Source organism: Micromonospora sp. ANENR4, assembly GCF_015354395.1.
In the GTDB taxonomy this organism is placed as follows: domain Bacteria; phylum Actinomycetota; class Actinomycetes; order Mycobacteriales; family Micromonosporaceae; genus Micromonospora; species Micromonospora aurantiaca.
In genome coordinates this window covers 142,682-162,651 of record NZ_JADKYQ010000015.1, presented here as the reverse complement: position 1 = coordinate 162,651, position 19,970 = coordinate 142,682, and the positions used below count along the sequence as shown (strand labels likewise).

Annotated in this window: 15 protein-coding genes; 8 read left to right on the top strand and 7 right to left on the bottom strand. The window is 65.8% G+C overall.

The genetic code is table 11. The features are described 5' to 3' along the window. Positions 1-8 precede the first annotated feature (8 nt). The 3 genes from IRY44_RS25215 to IRY44_RS25205 all read right to left on the bottom strand — a co-directional run bounded on the left by IRY44_RS25215 (position 9) and on the right by IRY44_RS25205 (position 3,144). The gene (locus tag IRY44_RS25215; RefSeq protein WP_194802690.1) at positions 9-464 is read right to left on the bottom strand and encodes a hypothetical protein; all 456 of its coding nucleotides are present in this window, start codon (positions 462-464) and stop codon (positions 9-11) included. Positions 465-1,597: 1,133 nt separating this feature from the next. Further along, a complete protein-coding gene (locus tag IRY44_RS25210) occupies positions 1,598-2,155 on the bottom strand; it encodes a hypothetical protein (protein ID WP_194802689.1) in 558 nt (185 codons plus the stop codon). Positions 2,156-2,634: 479 nt separating this feature from the next. Further along, positions 2,635-3,144, bottom strand: coding sequence for a hypothetical protein (locus IRY44_RS25205; protein WP_194802688.1), 510 nt, complete (start codon positions 3,142-3,144; stop codon positions 2,635-2,637). 278 nt (positions 3,145-3,422) lie between these two features. Here IRY44_RS25205 and IRY44_RS25200 point away from each other — a divergent pair, with 278 nt between their 5' ends. The 3 genes from IRY44_RS25200 (at position 3,423) to IRY44_RS25190 (ending at position 5,983) form a co-directional block, all read left to right on the top strand. Continuing rightward, positions 3,423-4,085 carry a VWA domain-containing protein gene (locus IRY44_RS25200; RefSeq protein ID WP_194802686.1) on the top strand — a complete coding sequence of 221 codons (663 nt, stop codon included), beginning with the start codon at positions 3,423-3,425 and terminating at the stop codon, positions 4,083-4,085. 153 nt (positions 4,086-4,238) lie between these two features. Further along, positions 4,239-5,138, top strand: coding sequence for a hypothetical protein (locus IRY44_RS25195; protein ID WP_194802685.1), 900 nt, complete (start codon positions 4,239-4,241; stop codon positions 5,136-5,138). Then, positions 5,135-5,983: a hypothetical protein gene (locus IRY44_RS25190; protein WP_194802684.1), complete on the top strand. Its 849-nt coding sequence runs from the start codon at positions 5,135-5,137 to the stop codon at positions 5,981-5,983. The genes IRY44_RS25195 and IRY44_RS25190 overlap by 4 nt, the downstream gene beginning before the upstream one ends. Before the next feature lie 711 nt (positions 5,984-6,694). Here the strand turns inward: IRY44_RS25190 and IRY44_RS25185 are convergent. The 3 genes from IRY44_RS25185 to IRY44_RS25175 all read right to left on the bottom strand — a co-directional run bounded on the left by IRY44_RS25185 (position 6,695) and on the right by IRY44_RS25175 (position 9,679). After that, complete coding sequence (locus IRY44_RS25185) at positions 6,695-7,120, bottom strand: hypothetical protein (protein WP_194802683.1); 426 nt, start codon at positions 7,118-7,120, stop codon at positions 6,695-6,697. Between the two features lie 166 nt (positions 7,121-7,286). After that, a complete protein-coding gene (locus tag IRY44_RS30860) occupies positions 7,287-7,952 on the bottom strand; it encodes a hypothetical protein (protein WP_370585007.1) in 666 nt (221 codons plus the stop codon). A 722-nt stretch (positions 7,953-8,674) separates the two neighbouring features. Further along, positions 8,675-9,679 (bottom strand): DUF6236 family protein, encoded by a 1,005-nt coding sequence (locus IRY44_RS25175; protein WP_194802682.1) that lies wholly within the window; start codon positions 9,677-9,679, stop codon positions 8,675-8,677. A gap of 292 nt (positions 9,680-9,971) precedes the next feature. Between IRY44_RS25175 and IRY44_RS25170 the strand changes: the two genes are divergently transcribed. After that, positions 9,972-10,631: a class I SAM-dependent methyltransferase gene (locus IRY44_RS25170; RefSeq protein ID WP_194802681.1), complete on the top strand. Its 660-nt coding sequence runs from the start codon at positions 9,972-9,974 to the stop codon at positions 10,629-10,631. A gap of 713 nt (positions 10,632-11,344) precedes the next feature. Here the strand turns inward: IRY44_RS25170 and IRY44_RS25165 are convergent. Beyond that, complete coding sequence (locus tag IRY44_RS25165) at positions 11,345-12,142, bottom strand: DUF4145 domain-containing protein (protein WP_194802680.1); 798 nt, start codon at positions 12,140-12,142, stop codon at positions 11,345-11,347. A gap of 632 nt (positions 12,143-12,774) precedes the next feature. Between IRY44_RS25165 and IRY44_RS31370 the strand changes: the two genes are divergently transcribed. The 4 genes from IRY44_RS31370 to IRY44_RS25145 are packed head-to-tail and all read left to right on the top strand — an operon-like array spanning position 12,775 to position 19,577. Further along, positions 12,775-13,587: a hypothetical protein gene (locus IRY44_RS31370; protein ID WP_194802679.1), complete on the top strand. Its 813-nt coding sequence runs from the start codon at positions 12,775-12,777 to the stop codon at positions 13,585-13,587. Beyond that, positions 13,584-15,650 carry a caspase family protein gene (locus tag IRY44_RS25155; protein WP_194802678.1) on the top strand — a complete coding sequence of 689 codons (2,067 nt, stop codon included), beginning with the start codon at positions 13,584-13,586 and terminating at the stop codon, positions 15,648-15,650. Before IRY44_RS31370 ends, IRY44_RS25155 begins: the two co-directional genes overlap by 4 nt. Continuing rightward, positions 15,643-16,602 carry a MoxR family ATPase gene (locus IRY44_RS25150; protein ID WP_194802708.1) on the top strand — a complete coding sequence of 320 codons (960 nt, stop codon included), beginning with the start codon at positions 15,643-15,645 and terminating at the stop codon, positions 16,600-16,602. Before IRY44_RS25155 ends, IRY44_RS25150 begins: the two co-directional genes overlap by 8 nt. Continuing rightward, positions 16,599-19,577: an SAV_2336 N-terminal domain-related protein gene (locus IRY44_RS25145; protein WP_194802677.1), complete on the top strand. Its 2,979-nt coding sequence runs from the start codon at positions 16,599-16,601 to the stop codon at positions 19,575-19,577. Before IRY44_RS25150 ends, IRY44_RS25145 begins: the two co-directional genes overlap by 4 nt. Positions 19,578-19,970: the final 393 nt, after the last annotated feature.

Below are 19,970 nucleotides of genomic sequence, written 5' to 3'. Positions count from 1 at the left end.
CGGCGATACTACAGAATAAGTTGCACGCTGGCGGCCTGCACCGTCGCGATCACGTAATCCTCGATCAGGTCCGGCTGCAGGCCAACCATCGCGTTCCTACCGACGTAGCGGACGACGAACGTAGTCTCGCGGAGCCACGTCTCGTCATAGTCGGCAAGACTCTCTGGCACTTCACCCACGAGTCGCACCTCGTCACCCGGCTTGACCACGGCATCTGCCGGAGCCTCATCGCGTTGGATGGCCGTGATCGCACCGATGAGAGTCTTCAGCGGTTCGGTGTCCGCGCCGTAGTGCACCAGATGGCCCGCCTGGCCGAAGATGACATCGGCCTGGGCTCTACTCAAGTCGGCGAACGCCTCGACCGCACCGGCCGCCAGCGCCGGACTCCCCGACGTCTCAAGCTGCGCCGCCAACGCTCGGAGCAGGCGATCGATGACAAGCTCCGCGGTCTCCTCGTCCGTCATCCGGCGAGGATATGACCCGGCCGACCGTACCGTCGTCGCCAGCACGTGCAGGGCCAACTCTGGTGTCATGCAAGACGGCCAGCCCGTCGGCATCCGCCCCGGCACGAGCGCAAACCGCCCTCCACAGACCCGAGCCGCGACGCTGATACTTCGGGCACGCCGAAGAGGTCATCGCCAAGGAAGCGCTGGCCAGCGCGTTGCTGGTGGGATTCGAGTCTCAACCCTCGGAATCAACTCGACGCGAGCACGGCACGAGCCAGAGCCATGCGTCGATACGGCAGGGCCCTCTCGACCGGCGTCACGGATCCCCGGCGGCAGCCGGCACCAGCAGGACTGGGAGCAGCGCGCTCTGACCACTTCGGTGTTCTCTGGGAGTTCACTGCCACTCGCTCCCCAGCATCGTCGCAGGTCACGGCCCCCTCTCCGCCCAAAGCCAGTGAGCACTTCGGACACGATGACCACTTCGCCACGCTGCACCCAATCTGCACCCACCTGCAAGGCATGAACACTCACAAGGCCCTTACCGCCTTGAGCTGCGAATACTCCCCTACCAGGCGACATAGAGTGCCGTTGACTGCTGTTCACTGCCGTTGAGTGCAGTTGTGTGAAGCAGGACGCCGCACCGACTCTGACCTGCGCAAATACGAAGCCGCAGGCAGGGGTGGGTGTAGTTGCGCGCCGTTGGATGCCGTTCAATGCAGTTGAGGGCCGTTCAGTGCACCCCGTTGCTCCCAACATGCTCCCCGGTCCAGGGCTTGCCGTAGGGGTGCTGCCGTCGAGCCGGTATGGCCGATCCTGCAGGTTGTCGGCAACCTGTCGTGGCTGCTGGCCAGAGCACCCTCGGGCTATGGCCGACGCCCGGTCAGCGACCGACAAGCTCCGGTGCTCCCGATGCGCTCCCACGACCCGGCTGCCACAGCAATACGTGCCCCTGCCGCCACTTACGCACTACGGGGCCAGTGGTCGCCACCATCGGCGTTTCCTTCATGAGCTCAAGGATCGCTCTCAGCCCTCGTCGTATTGGGCTACGGTCAGCCGATGTCCGCCGCCCACGCCGGGGATCAATGCCCTGATACCGATGGGGAATGCCCCAGCACCCGCAACTCGACGTTGAAGCGCGAATGCCCCTGCTGCTAGTCACCCGAGTCGCCGAGCATGGCGCCGCTCCCGCTGCCTCGCCGCCAACCGTAAGGTCGAATCGACGGCGATGGCTCGTCACCCGCCCTGCCTTCGCGGCGACGCAAACCGCCGCCACCGTAGCGGCGGGAGCCGATGCTGAGACGCGCCACATCTCTTGCGGCCGCCTCGAACTGCAGGATGGAAGCCCGGTAGTTGTCCCATGCCTCGGCCCAGCCGTCGTCTTCGTCGAAGTGGTCGTACAGATCGTGATAGGCGTAAGCAAGCCGACGACCTGCGTCGTGCAGCTCTGGCGGTGCCGGCGTCATGAAGAACTTAGTGGTTGCTTCGTGGCGCTCGGCACGGAGGGCCGAGCCAGGCCGAGGCAGTTGGCGAAGCCTGGCGTCGATTATTTCGCCAGATGTCCTGTTGATGACCATGGCGAAGTCGGCGCTCGCAGCGAGGAGCCTGTCTACCGCGCGGCCTCGTCGCTCTGATCGGCGACGGAGAATCTCCCCGATCAGGACCAGCAAGCCACCTGCGACCGCGCCAAACAGAGCCGTCAACGCTTCCACAAACACGATGATGACCCGCCGGAGCAAGGGGCGAGGGCGAGGGGCGAGGGGCGAGGGGCGAGGGTCCAACTTGGACCAGCGGCACCTAATACCACGGGCGGACGGTCAGAAGTTGAAGCGGAACCTAGACGGAGGGTTGTGTGACCTGCGGGAGCAGGGCCGATGGGCCGCCACGCCATGCCCGTCTTGCCGCTGGGGCTGCCACCACTTGGTGCAACCTAATGTTGGAAACACTCGGAGATCCCGAAGCTCCTTGGCGCGCATGAGGACCTTCGTCGGGACGGCCACCCTCAGCTTGGGAAGCGTCTTGATCTGCGCAGACGGTAGTTCCATGACGGAATGTCGCTACTGGGCGCTACTTCCAGCCCATGCCACGGGCTCGTGATGGCCGGTATTAACCCTTGCATCGGGCACGGATCGGGCACGAGGCAAGGAAGCACCTGCGAGCCTCCCGAACGCAAGTCGTCGTAAAGCTGATATCAGTTTCCGAGATGACGGTAAGCATGTACGTCGGGGTCGGGATCTCCCGCAATTCCGAGATCCTTACGCATCGACTCACGAAGGGCCGCATTAGCGGCCCACAGCTTGTTTCGCGCCTTGATGTACCGATCGCTCGAAACATCGGCGTCCAAACTCAAAGCTTCGCACACACCTTCCAACTTCCGAGCAGCTACAACTACTTCATGCATGAGTTGCCGCGAGCCAATCAGAGAAACACTTTGACGCAGCCGCCAAATTCCTGATGCATCAATGGCCTCAAGTAGTGCGTTACGCCTTTCAGTATCAGAAAGCTCGCCACGAAACGCGACCGACCGCATTTCGGAGTGGGCTTTACTTAGAGCGGCGAGAAAATCAACGTAAACCTGTTGACGCGCTTGCAGCAACTGACTTTTGTCTTCACGCCGCCAACGAAGGTGATCGGCCAAGAAAACTGAAATAAGCCCGACAATCGCACCTACGATTGTGCCCAGGATAGTCGACCATTCCATCCGCTCACGATACGCGTCGAGTGCAAGTAGGCACTGTCGCGCTGAGAGAGCTCTGACAATGGGCAGTGCCCCGGCGGTTGTCGGTGGCTCACCGCCCCGGCGCTGTAGGCGCCCGGAGCGGGCTTGGTGCCCGCCGGCCTTGCCGCCCCGGAAACTTGAGGCGGAAGTCCGACACTCGTGACAGACCGCTGATCTCGACCTAACGCTTCCGTCCGGTTAGCTTCATTGGTCGGTGGCCCGTAGCCACCGTAGCCATCCAGCGAAGGAGGCTCGACCCGATGCAGCGTGTACTGCCGCTCTACCTGGCGGTGGACGTCTCGGGCTCGATGGCGCACGGAGCTCGCTTGGACGCCGTGCAGCAGGCGCTGATTCTACTTTTTGACGAGCTACTGTCCAGCCCAGCCCTCGGGGACCAGGTACGGGTGGGCGTTATGACGTTCGCCGACAAGACAGAACTCGTCCTGCCGCTGGGCGACATGACCGAGCTGCGGTCGATGCCTCGCCTGTCTCCCCGGGGCGCAACCGCCTTCGGCCCGCTGTTCCGTGCGCTCGGACGGACCATCGAACGCGACATGCGGGTACTCCGCTCCCGGGACACGCTCACCTATCGCCCATTCATCTTCCTCATCACCGACAGCACGCCATCCGACCATGAGCGAGACTGGGGGAATGCCTTCGACGAGTTCGACCGCCGCACGAAAGCCCGGCTCGTTGTCATCACCATGACGCCAGATCGGGACGATGTCTGGCGGCGACTGCGTCCCGTGGCTGTGTACCAATGGAACGAGACCCACGACGAGGTCCTCGCCGACCGCATCTACGGGGCCGTGTATAACTACGCCCGGACCCTTACCACGTCGACCATGCTGGGAGGGCACCGGGACGGCCAACCCCTTCTACCGCCGCCGTACCCGCATCTTGGGGAACCGGACATCCGGTAGCTGGCTTCCTGGAGCGACATGTCCCCTCAATCGCCAATGGTCAACTGGCCTCTCCTCCCGGCGCGCATACCCGAGCGGAACCTACGCATCTACGGGCCCGGCGTGCGCGGTGGCTCGTCTGTGGTATTCGACGTATTCGGACACAACGACCAGGTGCTCTACAAGCGGTACGAGATCACCCGGGCCGAAATGGACCTCGACCGCCTCGTCAACCTATACCGCGGCCTCGACGAAACTGACGCAGCAGCCGTCCGAGGGCGGTTCGCATGGCCGCTAGCGATCGTCACTGGCGGAGACGGCACAGTGGCCGGGGTGCTTGTCCCGCGGGCGGGAATGACCTACCAGGCGCACTTGTCGACCAAGAAGGTCAGGCCCAGAGACCTCAACTACCTGCTTTACGAGGCGCGCGCGGCTCGTGTGGGTGTCGAGCCGGCCAGCCTGCGGGAGAAGCTGACCCTGGTCCGCGCCTTGGTGGACGCACTGCTGTGGTTAGCGGAGCGGGACTTAGTATACGAAGACCTCGCCGCGCACAACCTACTCTGGGCCCTGCACCCGGAGCCATCGGTCCTGTTACTTGACTGCGATTCGATCCGGCCGGTTGACAGCATGACCGACGATCCGCTTCTGACCAGCACGGATTGGACTGATCCGCGGGTGCTTACCGGCGACATACCCCGGCCGGACCATGCCTCAACGGTGTATGCGGTCGGCCTCATCGCCGCCCGGGTGCTCATTGCACCGGCGTGGCGTCCGTCCGACATCAACGACACCCTCGGCGGCCAGGTGCCCACCGGGCTGGAGGCCGTGCTACGCGAGTCGGTACGCGCGACGACGCCCCGCCCCCGCCTGGGGGCATGGCGGACGGCGGTCGACGAGGCGATCGCCGCTATGACCGGCGACGGACCGGAGTTGGTGGCCACCGAAACCGCGACATCGGGTGAGAGCATCCCGCAAACCTATTGGACGTACGCGGTAAAGGGCCGCCTCGCTGTGGCAGCCGGCTTCATCCTCGGCGCTCTCGCCGCCGTCATGCTCCTGACAGGACTGCTGTGATCACCGCCCCACCGACTGAAGGCGCGCCAGCGACGCTCACCGCCCAGATGTCGCACTGGTTCGGGCAGGCGGCGCAGATCGTCACCGGCGTCTCCGGCATCTCGTATGCCTTTGGCTGGCTCGCCACCGCACGGTTTTACGGCACCTTTGGCGTAGACCCGGAGGAGGCCGGAATCACCTTCGGCTGGCTTGCGATTCGCGCCTTTCTCATCGGCCTCACTGGCCTGGTCGTGTTCGTCATTTCCCGGCGCCTGCTGCAGGTAGCTGAGCGCAGCGCACCCGTCGTTCATATCGTAGAGAGCCGCGGCGCGATAGCCGTCTTGTCGTTCGTCTGCTGCATGGGTACCGCCGGGCTGGTAGCGCTCTGCTACGTGGGATGGGCCACCACACGCAGCGGCAACGCCGACACAGTGGCGGTAACCTTCATCCTCCTAGCCGGCGCCGTCAGCACCGCACTCGTCCTGCGGTGGCGGCCGCCCGAGGTCCAGATGGGCTGGAACACCAGCTTGTGGTTGCGCGGCCTCGCCGGTGCCCTGCTGGGCTTCCTCGGCGTGAGTCTGCTACTGCTGCCGTATCAGCTCAGCGACCACTTGGCCGCCGACGTGCGTGCCGGCCGCGAGGTACGACTGCCCGTGGCGCCGGGCGTCCCGGCGCTCCAGGTCACCCAAGTACGGCTCGCAGCGGTAGACAGCCAGTCACCCCCATCACACTTGCCGTCTTTCACTACCTGCGTATCCCGGCTCGGCGGAGCGTCCGGCACGTCGCTCTACTACATCGACGGCAGGGTGCTCCGAATCGCGGACCAAAACGTCATCGCGCTGGGCCCGTGCCGGAGTGGGTCTTAAGCGTCTGCGGGCCCGAGCCGCGCCGTGCCCGCCCGACGAGGTGGCACATAGCACGTCACACAGCGGATTGGGTCGTCTACGACCTGCCCGGCATCAGCGCCCGACCAGTTTTGCCCGAATCTCCGACAGCGGGGCAGTGGGTAGAGCTACTACAAAGTCGAAGCTCCCGGGGTGTTGGCCCACGCTCAAGGTGAGTTGGCCGCCGCTCATGCTCCAACACGGGGCGTCTCGCAGATATCCGAGGCTTACGTCCATGCGCCGCGCGTGGTCTGCACCGGCAACGTACGGGAGGTTACTGGCCCACTCGCCTGGGCTCTCGATGCGCGAATACAGCGGCGAACCTCGCAGGGTCTCCCAATCGCTCAGGTTGACCGAGGTCGCTGCGATCTTGACGAGCACCTGTCGGCCAGTTGGAGACGGCTTGGAGACGTCCTCGATCCGTAACACATCCGGCGGCCCGTACCGGTCGTACAAGATCGCTCTCATCCACGCACTCCTAACCCTTCGCCACCGGCCGCAGTACGCCGGGGCCTGCAGGCAACGGCTTCTTGGTAGCACACATAGACGAGGGACCGAACGCCTCCAACCGCAGAGCCGACACTGCCGCCGCTGCGACGACGTACTCGACTCGACACGGCCAGACATCAACAACGCCACCGACGTCACCCTCGTGACGTGCGATTCAGCGGTACAAGAGTGTTCCTGGTCGAGTCAGAAACCTTGGAAGACACCATCCAGGCCCGCTGAAGTCGCAAACTCGATGTAGTCCATGTTCGCGAGCGAAAGGTTGTTCTGGATCGCCTGCACCTGAGTCGGCAGCGCCCGGAACGGTCGCGCGTCGACACCGGCGTTGAGGTTGATGACCAGCACGGGGTGGCCGGGCGTGGATATGGCGATAGCGTCGATCACGAACAGCACCGGGTGCCGGTACTCGTGCGGGTAGCTCGGTGGGTAGCTGGCTACGATCGATGCCTCATCCAGGCCGTCCCACGCGCGGTCCTCAACGAAATCCACGTCCGCGCCGAAGCCCTCCTCGGTCGGCTCCGCGATCCGCATCCTGATCTGATTCCAGACGGCGTCATCGGTGAAGTCTGCTCGTACCACCGGGACGCTCCATGTCCCCGGCAACTCTGCCACCGCCGCAGCTTAACCATCGAAAGAGGCCCTGGCCTACCGGCGCCCAGATCGACGCGGTGTCTGGCCACGCGTAACCGCCGACCGATCGGCGGCGGAAGCGGGTGCTGGCATGTGTCGATGTTGATGTCAGCACTGCGCAAGTCGAAACCGGCCCGTGGACGGTCCACTAACCCTCCGGCGAATCCCGTGGTGCGGTGATCGTGAAGCTATGGTCGATCGCCCTCACCAAGGCGGTCCCTTGCCGGCCCAGGTCGGCCCGATCAGCCCATCTGGCCAAGGCGTCCAGGAAGCCGACGAGGTCACGCTGCACGCCCTTTAGCAGCTGCGGCAGCGCATGACGCGGGAGGTCGACATGGAGCCCGGCCCAGCGGCCGCGATGACGGTCCGGGCCGCGGCCTTGCCACACCCGCAGGTCATCGCCAACCGCCTCGATCTCAGGGCCCGGGTCGTGGCCCAGCCATGGCGAGTCGCCAGCAAGGGCCTGCGCCCAGTCCCGCCAGTCCTCCAGTCCGGCGCAACAGCCCGGCACCACGACCCTTCCGGTGCTGGGGTCACCCACCTGCAGGCCGCCGGCGATGATTAATGGTTCCTCGGCGAGCAGGGCGTCTACGACCTCATCGCGGTCGCTAGGAGGCGCCACCTCGATCCGAGCAGCCAGAGCGGCCACGAACAGTCCGATTTCCTCATCGGTGCAGGCGGCGTTGAGTGGCAGCCATGACCAAGGTGCGGTCTGGGCCACCGGCCATGGCGGCGCCGGGTCGTTGGTGAGCGCGGGGACTTCGATGACCGCCTGCATCGTGATCACGGCGCTATTGAACTCGATGTCACCCACCTGAACATGGGGATATCTCGCTCGTCCGTCCACAGCTGCCGTAACACGTGCCGACTCCACGAGGTGAGTGACTACACCGCCGCGCGATCTCGGCTCGGTCGTGCACTCGACGGCGCCGTACCTACCGGTGCCCGCACATGATCGGTGACGGACCGGCCGACGCCGACGTGCATGCTCAGCGGCAGTTGAGGGTGCGCCGATGATTCGGTGCGGCTCAGTCCCACCAGAGGGCAACCGCCAGCCGCCGATGCGCCGCATGTGCGTAGAAGTCGCGCAGCGCGGCGAGAAGAAGGCGGCAGTCGTCCGGGGACTCAAACAGGTGCATGACTGCGTAGTCCCCTCTGAACGAGAACGTCAACAGAGGGTAGTCCGCCTCGACGCGGCGAACCTCCGTGTATCCCTCTCCGGCGCCGAGAAGGTGCTGGAGCCGCGACATGAAGCCGTCGGAGGTCAGACCGGGACTCCGTGGAGGCCAGGTCGCCACTTCCGGGATCGGTCGCGATCCATGCCATGTCCATGTGTTTCCCCATCAGGCGAGTCGAGGCGTCGCACGCAGCCTCTCTCACGAGCGTGCAGGGTGCCCTGTCTTCGGCATGTCCGGCTGCCAGCCAGCCCGACCCGTCGTGAGGCCGGCGGCAAGCGGGTCGCGGCGCATTAGGACATCAGATCCGCTGAGCGGAATGGCAGCAATAGCCCTCGGCCGTCCAGCTTGCGCCTCAATGTCAGCCAAACTGACGCCGGGCCTTTAGCAGATAGCTATATGAATCGGCATCAGCAGAGCCTCTGACCAAGCGAGAACTCAAGGCTACAATAGCTGTCGTCCCAAATCCATCGAATACCCAATGAAGCATTTCGTCGGACATTAAATTGGAAACAAGAGCACCAAGGCACAAGATGGAACAACCGGCCGCAATAAGGCCAACCTTCCTAGACTTGGCACATCTCGTAAGCTCATTAATGGAATGCTCGATTTCGGTTCGAACCGCCCCAATTTCATCCAGCGGATCTTCGCTTTCTTGCACCGTCCGAAGAAATTTCTGAAGCTGGACTCGGAATTTCAACAGGTCGTCTCCGTTGTGCTTTCGGAAGAGGACTACGTCCTCGATCGAGGTTCGATCGTCTGGCACCGGAACGAGGCCATCGAGCATCAACTCGAGACAGCGGTGACGAGACCCGAATCCGCGAAGAGGGTCGTTGGCTACTGCTTGGTACATAGGTAGATCCGTAGAGGGAATCATACGGCTATCAGGGGCGCGATGGGTTGCTGCCACGAACTTCGCCGTGACGGCCAGAATAATTGCGGCCACCTCGTGGTGGACGATCAGCGTTCCACCGTACCGGCCAAGCTTGGCTAGACCGAGGTCCAGCAATGAATTTTCTATCTCGGCTGAGAGCTTCCCAACATACAACCGCTCGGTCTCGCGGGCTGGCGGCATATCGTTGCGACGGAACTGGTAGCCAGGGCGGTCCGCGAACCGCAGCATCACGGCCTCGATTTCCTCCTTGTATCCCTCTACATATCCCGAGGAAACTGTCGTCGGAGCCCAAAGCCCTTCATCCATGAGCCACTCAAGTTCGGCTCCAAACTTCGCTGGCGATGGATGGACGATCGAGCTGACCTGTTCGAACAGCAGCAAAGAATGCTTGATCCATGGCATAGGGGGAGACATGTATGGACAATAAAGCGCTGTCTGCAAGACATCGCCACCAACTTGATGAACAGCCATTCGGGCGCCTCCACTCAGTCGATGGCCTCGCTATTGAATCGAGCGACACTGCGAACGGTTCGCAAATTTCCACGGCGATGCTACGTGTGCATCGTAGCGCGTCTGCGCCGGTTACTATGACCTCCCGGAGGGCAAACCATGACAGATCGAAAATTGGGCAGGGTAGTCAACTCGGCAAATCCGTGCTCATGATCATGAGCTTGGGAAACGTGACTACGAGCTCAGGCACCAGATCGATCATGGCGTCGGCCAGACCGATGCCGTTGGCCGCGTCGGCGCTATCGTGCACCGCATGCGCGTTCCCGGTTGGCTCGACGACACCCGGACCTCCTACGACATTGTGGCGGTCAGCTACGCCGACCTGCTCCGCGACGCCCTCGCCCACGAACCGTTCCAGCGGGGCATCCTCGCGCTCTTCGCCGAACTGGTCCGCGCCCAAGGGAACGGGCCGGTCGCCGACGTCGGCTGCGGCCCCGGCCGAATCACAGCCCACCTGCACAGCATCGGCCTGGACGCGTTCGGCATCGACCTGTCACCCGCGATGATCGACGTGGCCCGGCGGGACCATCCCGGCCTACGCTTCGAGGTCGGCTCCATGACGCGCCTCGAACTGGCCGACGACTGCTTGACCGGCCTGCTCGCCTGGTTCTCCCTGATCCACGTCCCCGACGACGAGGTCCCAACGGTCGTCGCCGAGTTCCACCGGGTGCTGCGGCCCGGCGGCGTCCTGCTGCTCGGCTTCCACGCCGGTAATGGCAGCCGGCTCAAGACCGAGGGCTACGGCGGACACCCGATGAACGTCTACGTGCACCGCCGCCCACCGCACCGGGTCGCGGCCTGGCTGGACGCCGCCGGCTTCACCGTCGAAGCGGAGATGATGCACCGTCCTGCCCCGAACGTCGAGGGCGGGTTCGTCTTCGCCCACCGGCGAGATGGGCGGAAGCATTTGTAGTCACGGCCCGGGACGCCCATCCATCGGCATGGAAACTCAGCTTCTGTGGTGAGCTCTGTGAGCCAGTCCAGTCGCTCGTTGGTGGGGTTCCGCGGTGTCACCAGGGTCCACGACCGCACGGGAAGCCGGGGCAGGGTTTCCCGCACGAACGTCGACCATGACTTCCCGATCTCCGCTGCCTGCCGGGCGTCGAGCCGGCCCGCGTACCTCTTGACCTGGTAGATGTCGAAACCCTCGGGATGCTCGACCCGGATGTCGACGCCGCGATCGCCGCGCGACGGAGTGATGAGGTTGCCGTGAGGATGCTCCAACAGCAGAGCCGCGACGAACTCCTCCACCCGCTCTCCGGGCTCACGCTCCCAATTCACGGTCGTCACCGGTCCAGCAAAACACGGACACCGCGGCACCAGCCTCATCCATGCAGCGAAGGACATCGGCCGAGTTCGCGGCCGGCCTCCTACCGAGATCAGCGGATCGTCAGTGAAGGCCGGTGACGGCCCGTTGCTCGGCGATGAGACGTTGCTTGGGCACGATGCCGGTCGTCGCCAAGAAACTGGAGGCGGGAGGGCAGCCGGCAGTCCAGTACGAGATCGGTCACGGTGGCTGTCTCGACCACACTGGTGCACGTGGAGTTGCACGACGTTTGGCTTCTTGCCCTCGCCGGCCCCGAGTGCGTTGCCTGTTCTCGCATTTACGCTTGGACGATCGGCCGATCACGGGACTGTGGTCCGCCGGCGGGTCCGCCGCGGTGCTGGCCCACGCCGTTTGATCACCGCTTCGACCCGGCGCATCAGGTTCGGATGGCTGGGGTCGTACAGCAACTGCAACGCGAGTCCGAGCATCTCCGCGCCTTCCAATGCGTCCTCAAGTCCTAGCGCGTTTTCGTGGCTCCCGGCATTGCCGATCCACTTGACCGCTTCGAGAACCATGCCGGCCTGTTCCTTGCCCTTTCGCGTTCCGAATTCGACGATCCGCTCGTGGGTCGTTCGACGAACCCGCTTGGCAGGTTTGCCGGGCTTACGGGTGATCCGGGCCTGGCTGACCTTCTGTGCGGTCAGCAATTCCTCGACCGCCAGCCGCAATCGACCTGCCGCGCCCGCCGGATCTACCCACACGATCCGGGCTGCCGCCCGGCACGCCTGGACCACCGACTCTGGTGTCCCTGCTGGGCAGTCCACAAGGATCAGCGCAGGCTGAGCATAGGAAAGCCGGAACGAATCTGGGTACTCTTCCTCCTCGTAGGTTGCTGGGTGCCCGACGCGCCAGCCGCCGGCTACAGCCACGTGCTCACCACAGGTTGGGCGTCCGCACGTCAAAAAGCCGGTAAACACGCCATCGATCATGTCTGGCTCGAAGACGTCGGGCCGCACCCGTTTCACCTGTTCCGAAGCAGCGTCTCCCCGTAGAACGAAAGGCTCTTGCCGGATCAGATGCCCGGATTTGCAGGTCGGGCAGCGAAGGTCTGGAACTTCCTCGAACTCTTCCGCCAGCGGCAGCAATGGGTGCACCATGCCGGCACCGTACCGCCGGCGCCTTCTCGACCGCAGACCCGTATCCGGCATTGGAAGATCGGGCGGTTCTGGCACACCAGGCTGAACACCGCGCGGCTTCGCCTGCCAAGCCCCTCGCGGTCTCGGCGGCGTTCGTCGGGGTCTGGGCGGCGGCCCGTCACCTCCGCTGCCAGGCAGGCGTGACGGACCAGCGGCTATGAGGACGAACTGATCGGAGGACTTGTCTCGATCATGGCGCGCCCGGTAGGCATGTCCTACAACGTCCTCGGGAGGCCTCGCTGTCCACAACGCTGCTCTTCGTTCACGGCACGGGCGTCCGTAAGAAGAAGTACGCCGAGACCTACGAGGAAATCCGGAAGGCGGTCACGCGTCGTCGGCTGCCGGTCGAGCTCCACGGCTGCTTCTGGGGCGACACCCACGGCGCCAAGCTCAATGCCGGCGGTGCCTCCGTCCCCAGCTACCCGGAGACCAGGGGTGGGGTCGGTGTCACCGAGGAGGACGAGGCGATCGCGCTGTGGGCGGTTCTTTACACCGACCCGTGGTACGAGCTGCGACTGTTGCGCAATTATCCGCACGAGCGGGTCGCGGTTCGGCTCGGTGCCACAACCCCTGCGGAACAGTTGCGATCCGCGGTGGACACCTTCGAGCCGTCGGACCAGTTGCTCGACGCTCTTGACGATGCGGGGCTGGTCCGGCAGTTCCGCACCGCGCTGTCCGAGCTGCGCAGAGCGCCGGAGTTGCAGCAGGCGCTGGTGACCGCCGGGCCGGACCCGATGGAGCACCGGCAGGCGATCGGCCGGGCGCTGATCGCACACGCGCTGGTGGCGGCGCGCGAGGAGGACCGGCCGGCGCTGGCCGGTGAGCGCCGCGACGAGCTCACCGAGCGCCTGATCAACGAGTTGCAGGGGTACGGACTGGGTCTCAAGGACTTCACCCGGCGCCAGGTCTTCGGCCTGGTGGCCGGTCACGTACAACGCAAACGCGGCTCGCTGACCGACGCCGCCTTCCCGTTCGCCGGTGACGTGCTGCGGTTTCTGGCACACGGAGACGGCGTTCGTGGTTTCGTCCGCTCGTCGATCGGGGACGCGCCCGGCGACGTATGGCTGCTGGCGCACTCCCTCGGTGGGATGATCTGCGCCGATCTGCTCCTCCGCGAGTCCATTCCTCAGGTGCGTGGCCTGATCACCGTGGGTTCGCAGATGCCGTTCCTCTACGAGATCGGCGCCTTTCCCAGTCTGTCTCATCCCGAGCCGCTGCCCGCCGGATTCCCGCCCTGGCTCAACGTCTACGACCTGCGGGACCCGCTGTCGTACGTCGCAGGTGGTGTGCTCGGCTCGGCTGTACAGGACGTCGCCGTCAACAACAGGCAGCCATTTCCCGACTCGCACAGCGCCTATTGGACCAACGAGGCGATGTGGGCTGCGGTCGCGGCCTTCGTGCGGTGAGCACCGTGGACCCGGCTCAGGTACAGGTCCTGGCCGTCGGTATCGAACGTTACGGCTTCGGTGAGCACCTGTCCGGTGCCGCTTCCGACGCGATGCGGTTCGCCAGGTGGGCTGTCGCGCACGGTGTGCCGCCGGCCAACGTCACCGTGGCCTGTTCCTGGCAGGGCGCCGCCGAGGACCTGCCGCAGGGGGCCCGGTTTGCCGAGCCGAGTACGAGCGGGCTGCAGGATGTCTTCCGTCATCTGGCCGACGCCTCCGGCGAACTGCTCCTGGTGTTCTGGTGCGGGCACGGCGTGGTTCACCCCACCCGTGAGCGGGTCCTGTTCACCGCCGACGCCGAGGAGTCGATGCTGCGCAACTTCGCCGTCAACGACATCCTGCGGTTTCTAGCGTCGTGGCGGATGCACGGCCTCGCCCGGCAGGTTGTCGTCGTCGACGCCTGCGCCAACTTCATCGACCCGTACACGTTCGACGGCGCGGCGGTGACGAGTCCGCTCCCGGACAATCCGCGGCGTGAGGTCGAGCAGTTCGTGCTCTTCGCGTCCCAGCACGGGCGGACGGCCGCGTTCGATCGCATCGCCCGGCACGGAGCACTATCCGATCTTGTGCTGACCTGGCTCGAGCAGCAGCCGGCGTTCCCGCCCGACACGGTCCGGCTCGATCAGCACGTCCGGCACGAGTTCGAGCGCACCGCCTCCGGGCAGCGACCGGTCACGCTATGGCACCGATCGTTTCGTGGCGACGAAGGCTCAACGCTGTATGCCGGTCCCGGCACCGTCCTGAGCGTGGCGCAGGCCCGCCGTGTTGCTCTTGCGGTCCACGACGTCACACCCGTCCGGCCCGTGGACGAACTGACCGCACACATCGCGGAACACGGCGCTGAGGACATCCTGACAACCCTCGACCAGGAATGCGTGACCGACGCCGCCCGGCTCGCCGTGCACAAGGCGCGCCTGTGCTGGCAGCGGCAACGCTGGATCCGCCCGCTACCGGGCGTGCTCGGTGCACTGCCGGCAGGGCGGATCCGCGCCGCCTACTACCGGGCGCTGCCTGTCGGCGACAATCGGGAGGCGCCGCTCACCATGGATGACGCCCTGGACCGGGCGGCCAACTACGGCCGACGTGGCTCGCCGGACGCACCCCTCTACCGGCTGGTGACCTATCTGGAGCACATGACCGGCCGGCGCGTCGATGACCGGTGGTTCGAGTTGGACGACGGGGAGCTGACCGGGCTACGGGCCGATGCAACCGCAGAACCGGACTCGATCGGGCGCCGGTTCGTCATCGACCTGCGCAACCCCGACACCGTGACGGGAGAGTTCCACTGGCCCACCCGGATCGCCGGTCACCTGTACCTGCCCGGCCACGGCTGGCGCCGTTCACCCGAGCAACCCGCGGAACCGTCGGCCGAGGGGTCCCGCGCAGCGGTCGGTGAGCTCCTGCAATGGGTCTTCGACCTCGGCGTGGCCACCTTTAGCCTCGGCCTGATCACCCCGCGCGCCGCTTTTGACGTCCTGCCCGAAGCGTGGGAGTACACCGACGCGCTGACCGGGCCGACCCCGCTCTGGCAGGATCGGCCGACCGTGCTGCACAGCGCCGAGCGCCTGGACAACCGGCAGGCCCGTACCCGCTGGCGGGAGAGAGCCGCCATGATCCGTGCCGAACTCGACCAGCGCCTACCCGATGTGGCCTGGATCGACGAGAAACATCGGGACACACCCGTGCAGATCCGCAGCCAGGTTCTGCAGCGCGGCGCCGACTGCTACGGCCTCGGCTTCCGGCCGCCTGAGCTGCGCGGACCGCTGCACGGCGATCCGCTGATCGCCGCGATCGCGGCCGGCGCCCCCTACGTGGTGTGGCCTGGCGACGAACCGGGCACGCGCGACCTTGTCGCCCGGTTGGCACGGCAGGGCGTGTTCACCGACCTGCCCGCCCGCCTGCACCGGTTACGAGCGGAGGATCGCGACGCCTGCCGCGGGCTGCGATTGATCTGGGACGAGCCGGACTTTCTGCCGCAGGGGCAGTTCACCGGACTGACCGCGGAAGGTGCTGACGATGCCTGAATGGACCCTGTACGACGCCGGGAGGCAGCCGGCGGACCTTCGACTGCCGCCCGCACCTCCCTGGCGCACCTTCGCCGGCACGGTCACCGAACCCGCACCACCGATCACCGAAGACCCGGACGAGGGCGTCACCTTCCGGCCCGATCCCGGCGCCGTCAACGCGGTCAACGCGGCCCTGCAACTGCGCCGTCCGCTGCTGCTCACCGGTCGCCCCGGCTCCGGCAAGTCGTCACTGATCGCCTCCGTCGCCCGGCAGCTCCGACTCGGACCGGTGTTGCGCTGGCACATCACCTCCCGCAGCACGCTCACCGACGCGCTGTACCGCTACGACGCCATCGGCCGTCTGCACGAACACACCCTCGCCGGCCAACCACCGTCGATCACCAAGTATCTGCGGCTCGGCCCGCTCGGCACCGCCCTGCTACCCAGCACCCGGCCCCGGGCGCTGCTGATCGACGAGATCGACAAAAGCGATGTAGACCTGCCCAGCGACCTGCTCGATGTCTTCGAGAGGGGCGAGTTCGAGATCCCGGAACTGGCCCGCCTCGACGAACCCACGGTGCTGATCCGGGAACACGACGACGACCGCGTCCACCCTGTCGAACGCGGAAAGATCACCTGCCACGAGTTCCCGTTCGTGGTGCTGACCAGCAACGGCGAACGCGAGTTCCCAGCCGCCTTCCTGCGCCGCTGTATCCGGTACCGCATCCCCGATCCGGATGTCACCGTCCTCACCGAGATCGTCACCGCTCATCTCGGTGCGGACGTCGCCGGCCGATGTGCTGTGCTCATCGCCGATTTCGCCGACCGCGCCAGCGGGAGCGGCGCCCACGCCACCGACCAACTGCTCAATGCGGTCTACGTCGTCACCGGCAAGGCTGCACCCGGCAGCAGCCAGCGTGACCAGGTAGTCGATCTGCTCCTCAAAGAACTGACCGCGGATCTGGCATGATCGAACACCTGGTGGCAGCGCTGCGCGGCGCCGGTACCGACCCAGACTGGCGTGACATCGCCGACGCCCTCTGGCTCGCCGACCTGCGGCACACCGACGCTCCCACCGGGCCGGCTCCGCAGCGCCTCGTGCAACAGGGCCACATTCCGGTACACCCGTCGGCTTCCGTTCCCATCCGGACGGACGACGGTCCAACCGCTCCCGATGACGACCAACTGCCGCAAGGCCACCCACGCCTGGAGTACAGCGACGCCGCCGACGGCACACCGCTGCGCGCCGCAGCCGACCCGCGTCGTGCTCTGCCCGCCCAACTGGGGATCGGTCGAGCGTTTCGCAGGCTGGCCCGCACCCGCCTGTCCCTCGTGGCGACCGTCCTCAACGTGGAGGCGACCGTCGCGCGATATTGCGACACCGGCGTCCTGGTGCCGGTCACCGTCCCTGCCCGCGAAGGCTGGTTCCACGAGGTGATCCTCATCGTTGACGCGGGCCCGACCATGGCCGTCTGGCAGCCGACCGTGTCTGCATTGGCGTCGGTGCTCGCCCATCACCGGGCGTTCCGTGCCGTCCACCGCTGGGCCCTCACTGGAGACCGCTCGTCCGTGCAGGTCCGCTCCGGCGCCGGTCTCACCTTCGACCCGGCCGAGATTGCCGACCCGCAACGCCGGCAGTTGATCCTGGTCGTCACCGACTGTGTCGGCGACCTGTGGCGAGGCTCAGCCGTCTGGCAGGCCCTCGAGAAGTGGGGCGAGCGCCTGCCCGTCACGCTCGTCCAGGTCCTGCCCCGTCGCCTCTGGCCGGCCACCGCGATGGGCGACGCCGATACGCTGGTCTCCGGCGTCACCCGCGGCACCCCCAACGGCCGCCTTTCGATCCAGCAGCCGTGGTGGTGGGACGACCCGCGGCCGCCTCGGCGCGCCCTGCCGGTCACCACTCTGGAACCATCCCGCCTGGACCAGTGGGCGCGGATGCTGATGTCCGCCGACCACACACCGTCCGCAGGTCTTCTCCTCTCCCGCAGCGTCGAGGAGAGCCGGCCGGCGTCCGCAGAGCAGCGGGTCAACTTCTTCCGCACGACGGCATCAGATCATGCGGTACGCCTGGCCACGCTGCTGTCCGCGGTCGAGGTGACCTTGCCGGTGCTCCACCTGGTCGCCCAACGCCTTGTCCCCGGCGCTACCGTCGCTCACCTGGCGGAAGTCTTGATAAGCGGCCTGCTGCAGACCGACGGTGAGGACACCCGCTACGAGTTCCGCCCCGGCGTCCGAGTGATCCTTCGCGAAGCGCTGACCACGGACGACACCCTCGACGTGTGGCGCACGGTAGCGCCGTTCCTGGAAGCGGCCACCGGGCGACAGGCACCATTCATGAACCTGCTGTCGAACCAGCCGCCTGATCCGGCACTCCCCGGCGAACTCACCGAACTGGCCCAAGACCTGATCAGCAGGCTGGGTCTGACACTGCCCCCTCCCGCACCGCCTGATCCGACCCGGTTCCGCTGGTCCTTCGTGGCCGGGGCCGATTCCATGAGGGAGTTGCGTAGGAGACTTCGCGCATGGTTCACCGCGCTGGATCTTGATAAGGAGTCCGCCACCAATATGCTCACAGCGGCGAGCGAGGCGGCCGCCAACGCGGTGGAGCACGCCTACCGGGACCGCCCAGCAGGCGACGTGGAGGTCACGGGAACAGTCACCTTGACCGACGTCGAGTTGACCGTCCGCGATCACGGCAGCTGGACCAGTCATGAACCTGGCCCGTCTCGGAACCGCGGCTTCTTCCTGATCAGGGAGATCACGGACGAGATGGTGATCGAACGCGAGAACGGCACCACGGTCTACATGAGGCTGGCACGCCCGCAGCCGTCGGTCGAGGAACTCCTGGCCGAGGCCACCGTTGCCGTCATCACGACGCTAACGGTGGAACGCCATGCCATCAACCAGATATTCGGAGGCATGACAGCAGTCAAGGCCGGACGGTCCGGGAACCACTATCAGATCGGGCGCTTTCCCAGCCGCGATCCGAACCGTCCGCATGTCATCGTGGCCGCACAACCGCCTACGGTCGGCACTTTCGCGGTGACGGCGACCGTCCGCGGCCTCACGCGCGACTTTCCACTCGTCAAGCTGATCGTCAGTTGCGGGCTCGCTTCAGGCGCATCGGACGTCAACCCGGGCGACATCGTGGTCGCGACCAATCTGGTCCAGGAATACCACCGCAGAGAAGGCGAACCGGGACTGTCGCGAAGCAAGCCGAGTCTGCCGATGTTCGCGGCCGAAAGCGCGCTGCGGCGCCGGAACGCCGACGATACGGTCATGAAGGCCTTGGCCAGGCGGATGCGGGACAAGTGGCAGATGCCGTACCCCACCGACAATGGAGCCGGCACGCAGGACCATCCACGCCTTCATCGCGGCCCCATCGTCGACACTGGCGTCCTGTTCCGGGACCTCTCCCACTTCGACGAGGTGATGACGCGTCACGGTGCGAAGGCAGCGGCGATGGAAGGCTCTGGGATCGTGGCAGCAACGGAGACTGCCGGGCTTGAGTGGTTCGCGATCAAGGGCATCGCCGATCAACCCACCGGCTCGAAGGACGACAGTTGGCAGGCGTACGCCGCTCTCGCTGCCGCCTCCTATCTGCGCATGGTGCTGGTCGCCTGCACGCCGTATCCCATCGAGCGATCCTCGACGCCGAGTCGGCCCTCGACCGCCGACCTGGGTGAAATGCTGGACGCGCTGCTGCAGATCTCTGAGCTGAGTTCCCCGGTTGCCCGTCAGCAGTTGATCGGCCTGCTTCGCCCGGCGCTGGCCACGACGATCGCGGAGTCCGCGACCCCTCGCCTGGCGATGCTGGCCATTCTCCGTGCCTGTGTGGACTTCCCCGGTGGCCTGGCGGAACTCGCCGACACTCTGTCCCAGGTCGTGGAGCCGAGCCCGGCGACTCGGCATGCGGTCACGTTGCTTCGCGAGAGGGAGCGCTGACCCACGAGGCGGAGCACAAACGATCTTGAAGTTTGCATGGCAATCGCGCCGCCTGCCGTTGCGTCCTGGGGACCGACTACGCAGGCCGGCGCTCCCGGAGCAACGGGCTGGGAGGCGATCGCCCATGTGAGTGTTGCGGCGATGGCGATCAACCGACTACCCGGCCCACCAGACCATCCGGCACTGGTGCACCGCAGGGCGTCCGTCAGTTCGAACAAGGCGTCGGCTCGCCTGGTCATGCATCGGTAGGGCCGTTTCCGGAACCTCGTCAGTACCTCGATCGCTTCCGCCACCAGCGACTCCAAACGATCAGCGCTAACAGCCTGCCGCGCCGTCGACGTCACACCCCATGCCGCAAAAAGCACGGTCGCGGACAGCGGGATGGCCAGCAGC

Bases quoted from the DNA above. Each gene is read 5' to 3' on its own strand.
- IRY44_RS25145 (WP_194802677.1), top strand. From the start codon at position 16,599: ATGATCGAACACCTGGTGGCAGCGCTGCGCGGCGCCGGTACCGACCCA.
- IRY44_RS25200 (WP_194802686.1), top strand. From the start codon at position 3,423: ATGCAGCGTGTACTGCCGCTCTACCTGGCGGTGGACGTCTCGGGCTCG.
- IRY44_RS25205 (WP_194802688.1), bottom strand. From the start codon at position 3,144: ATGGAATGGTCGACTATCCTGGGCACAATCGTAGGTGCGATTGTCGGG.
- IRY44_RS25175 (WP_194802682.1), bottom strand. From the start codon at position 9,679: ATGGCTGTTCATCAAGTTGGTGGCGATGTCTTGCAGACAGCGCTTTAT.
- IRY44_RS25170 (WP_194802681.1), top strand. From the start codon at position 9,972: ATGCGCGTTCCCGGTTGGCTCGACGACACCCGGACCTCCTACGACATT.
- IRY44_RS25150 (WP_194802708.1), top strand. From the start codon at position 15,643: ATGCCTGAATGGACCCTGTACGACGCCGGGAGGCAGCCGGCGGACCTT.
- IRY44_RS25215 (WP_194802690.1), bottom strand. From the start codon at position 464: ATGACGGACGAGGAGACCGCGGAGCTTGTCATCGATCGCCTGCTCCGA.
- IRY44_RS25165 (WP_194802680.1), bottom strand. From the start codon at position 12,142: ATGGTGCACCCATTGCTGCCGCTGGCGGAAGAGTTCGAGGAAGTTCCA.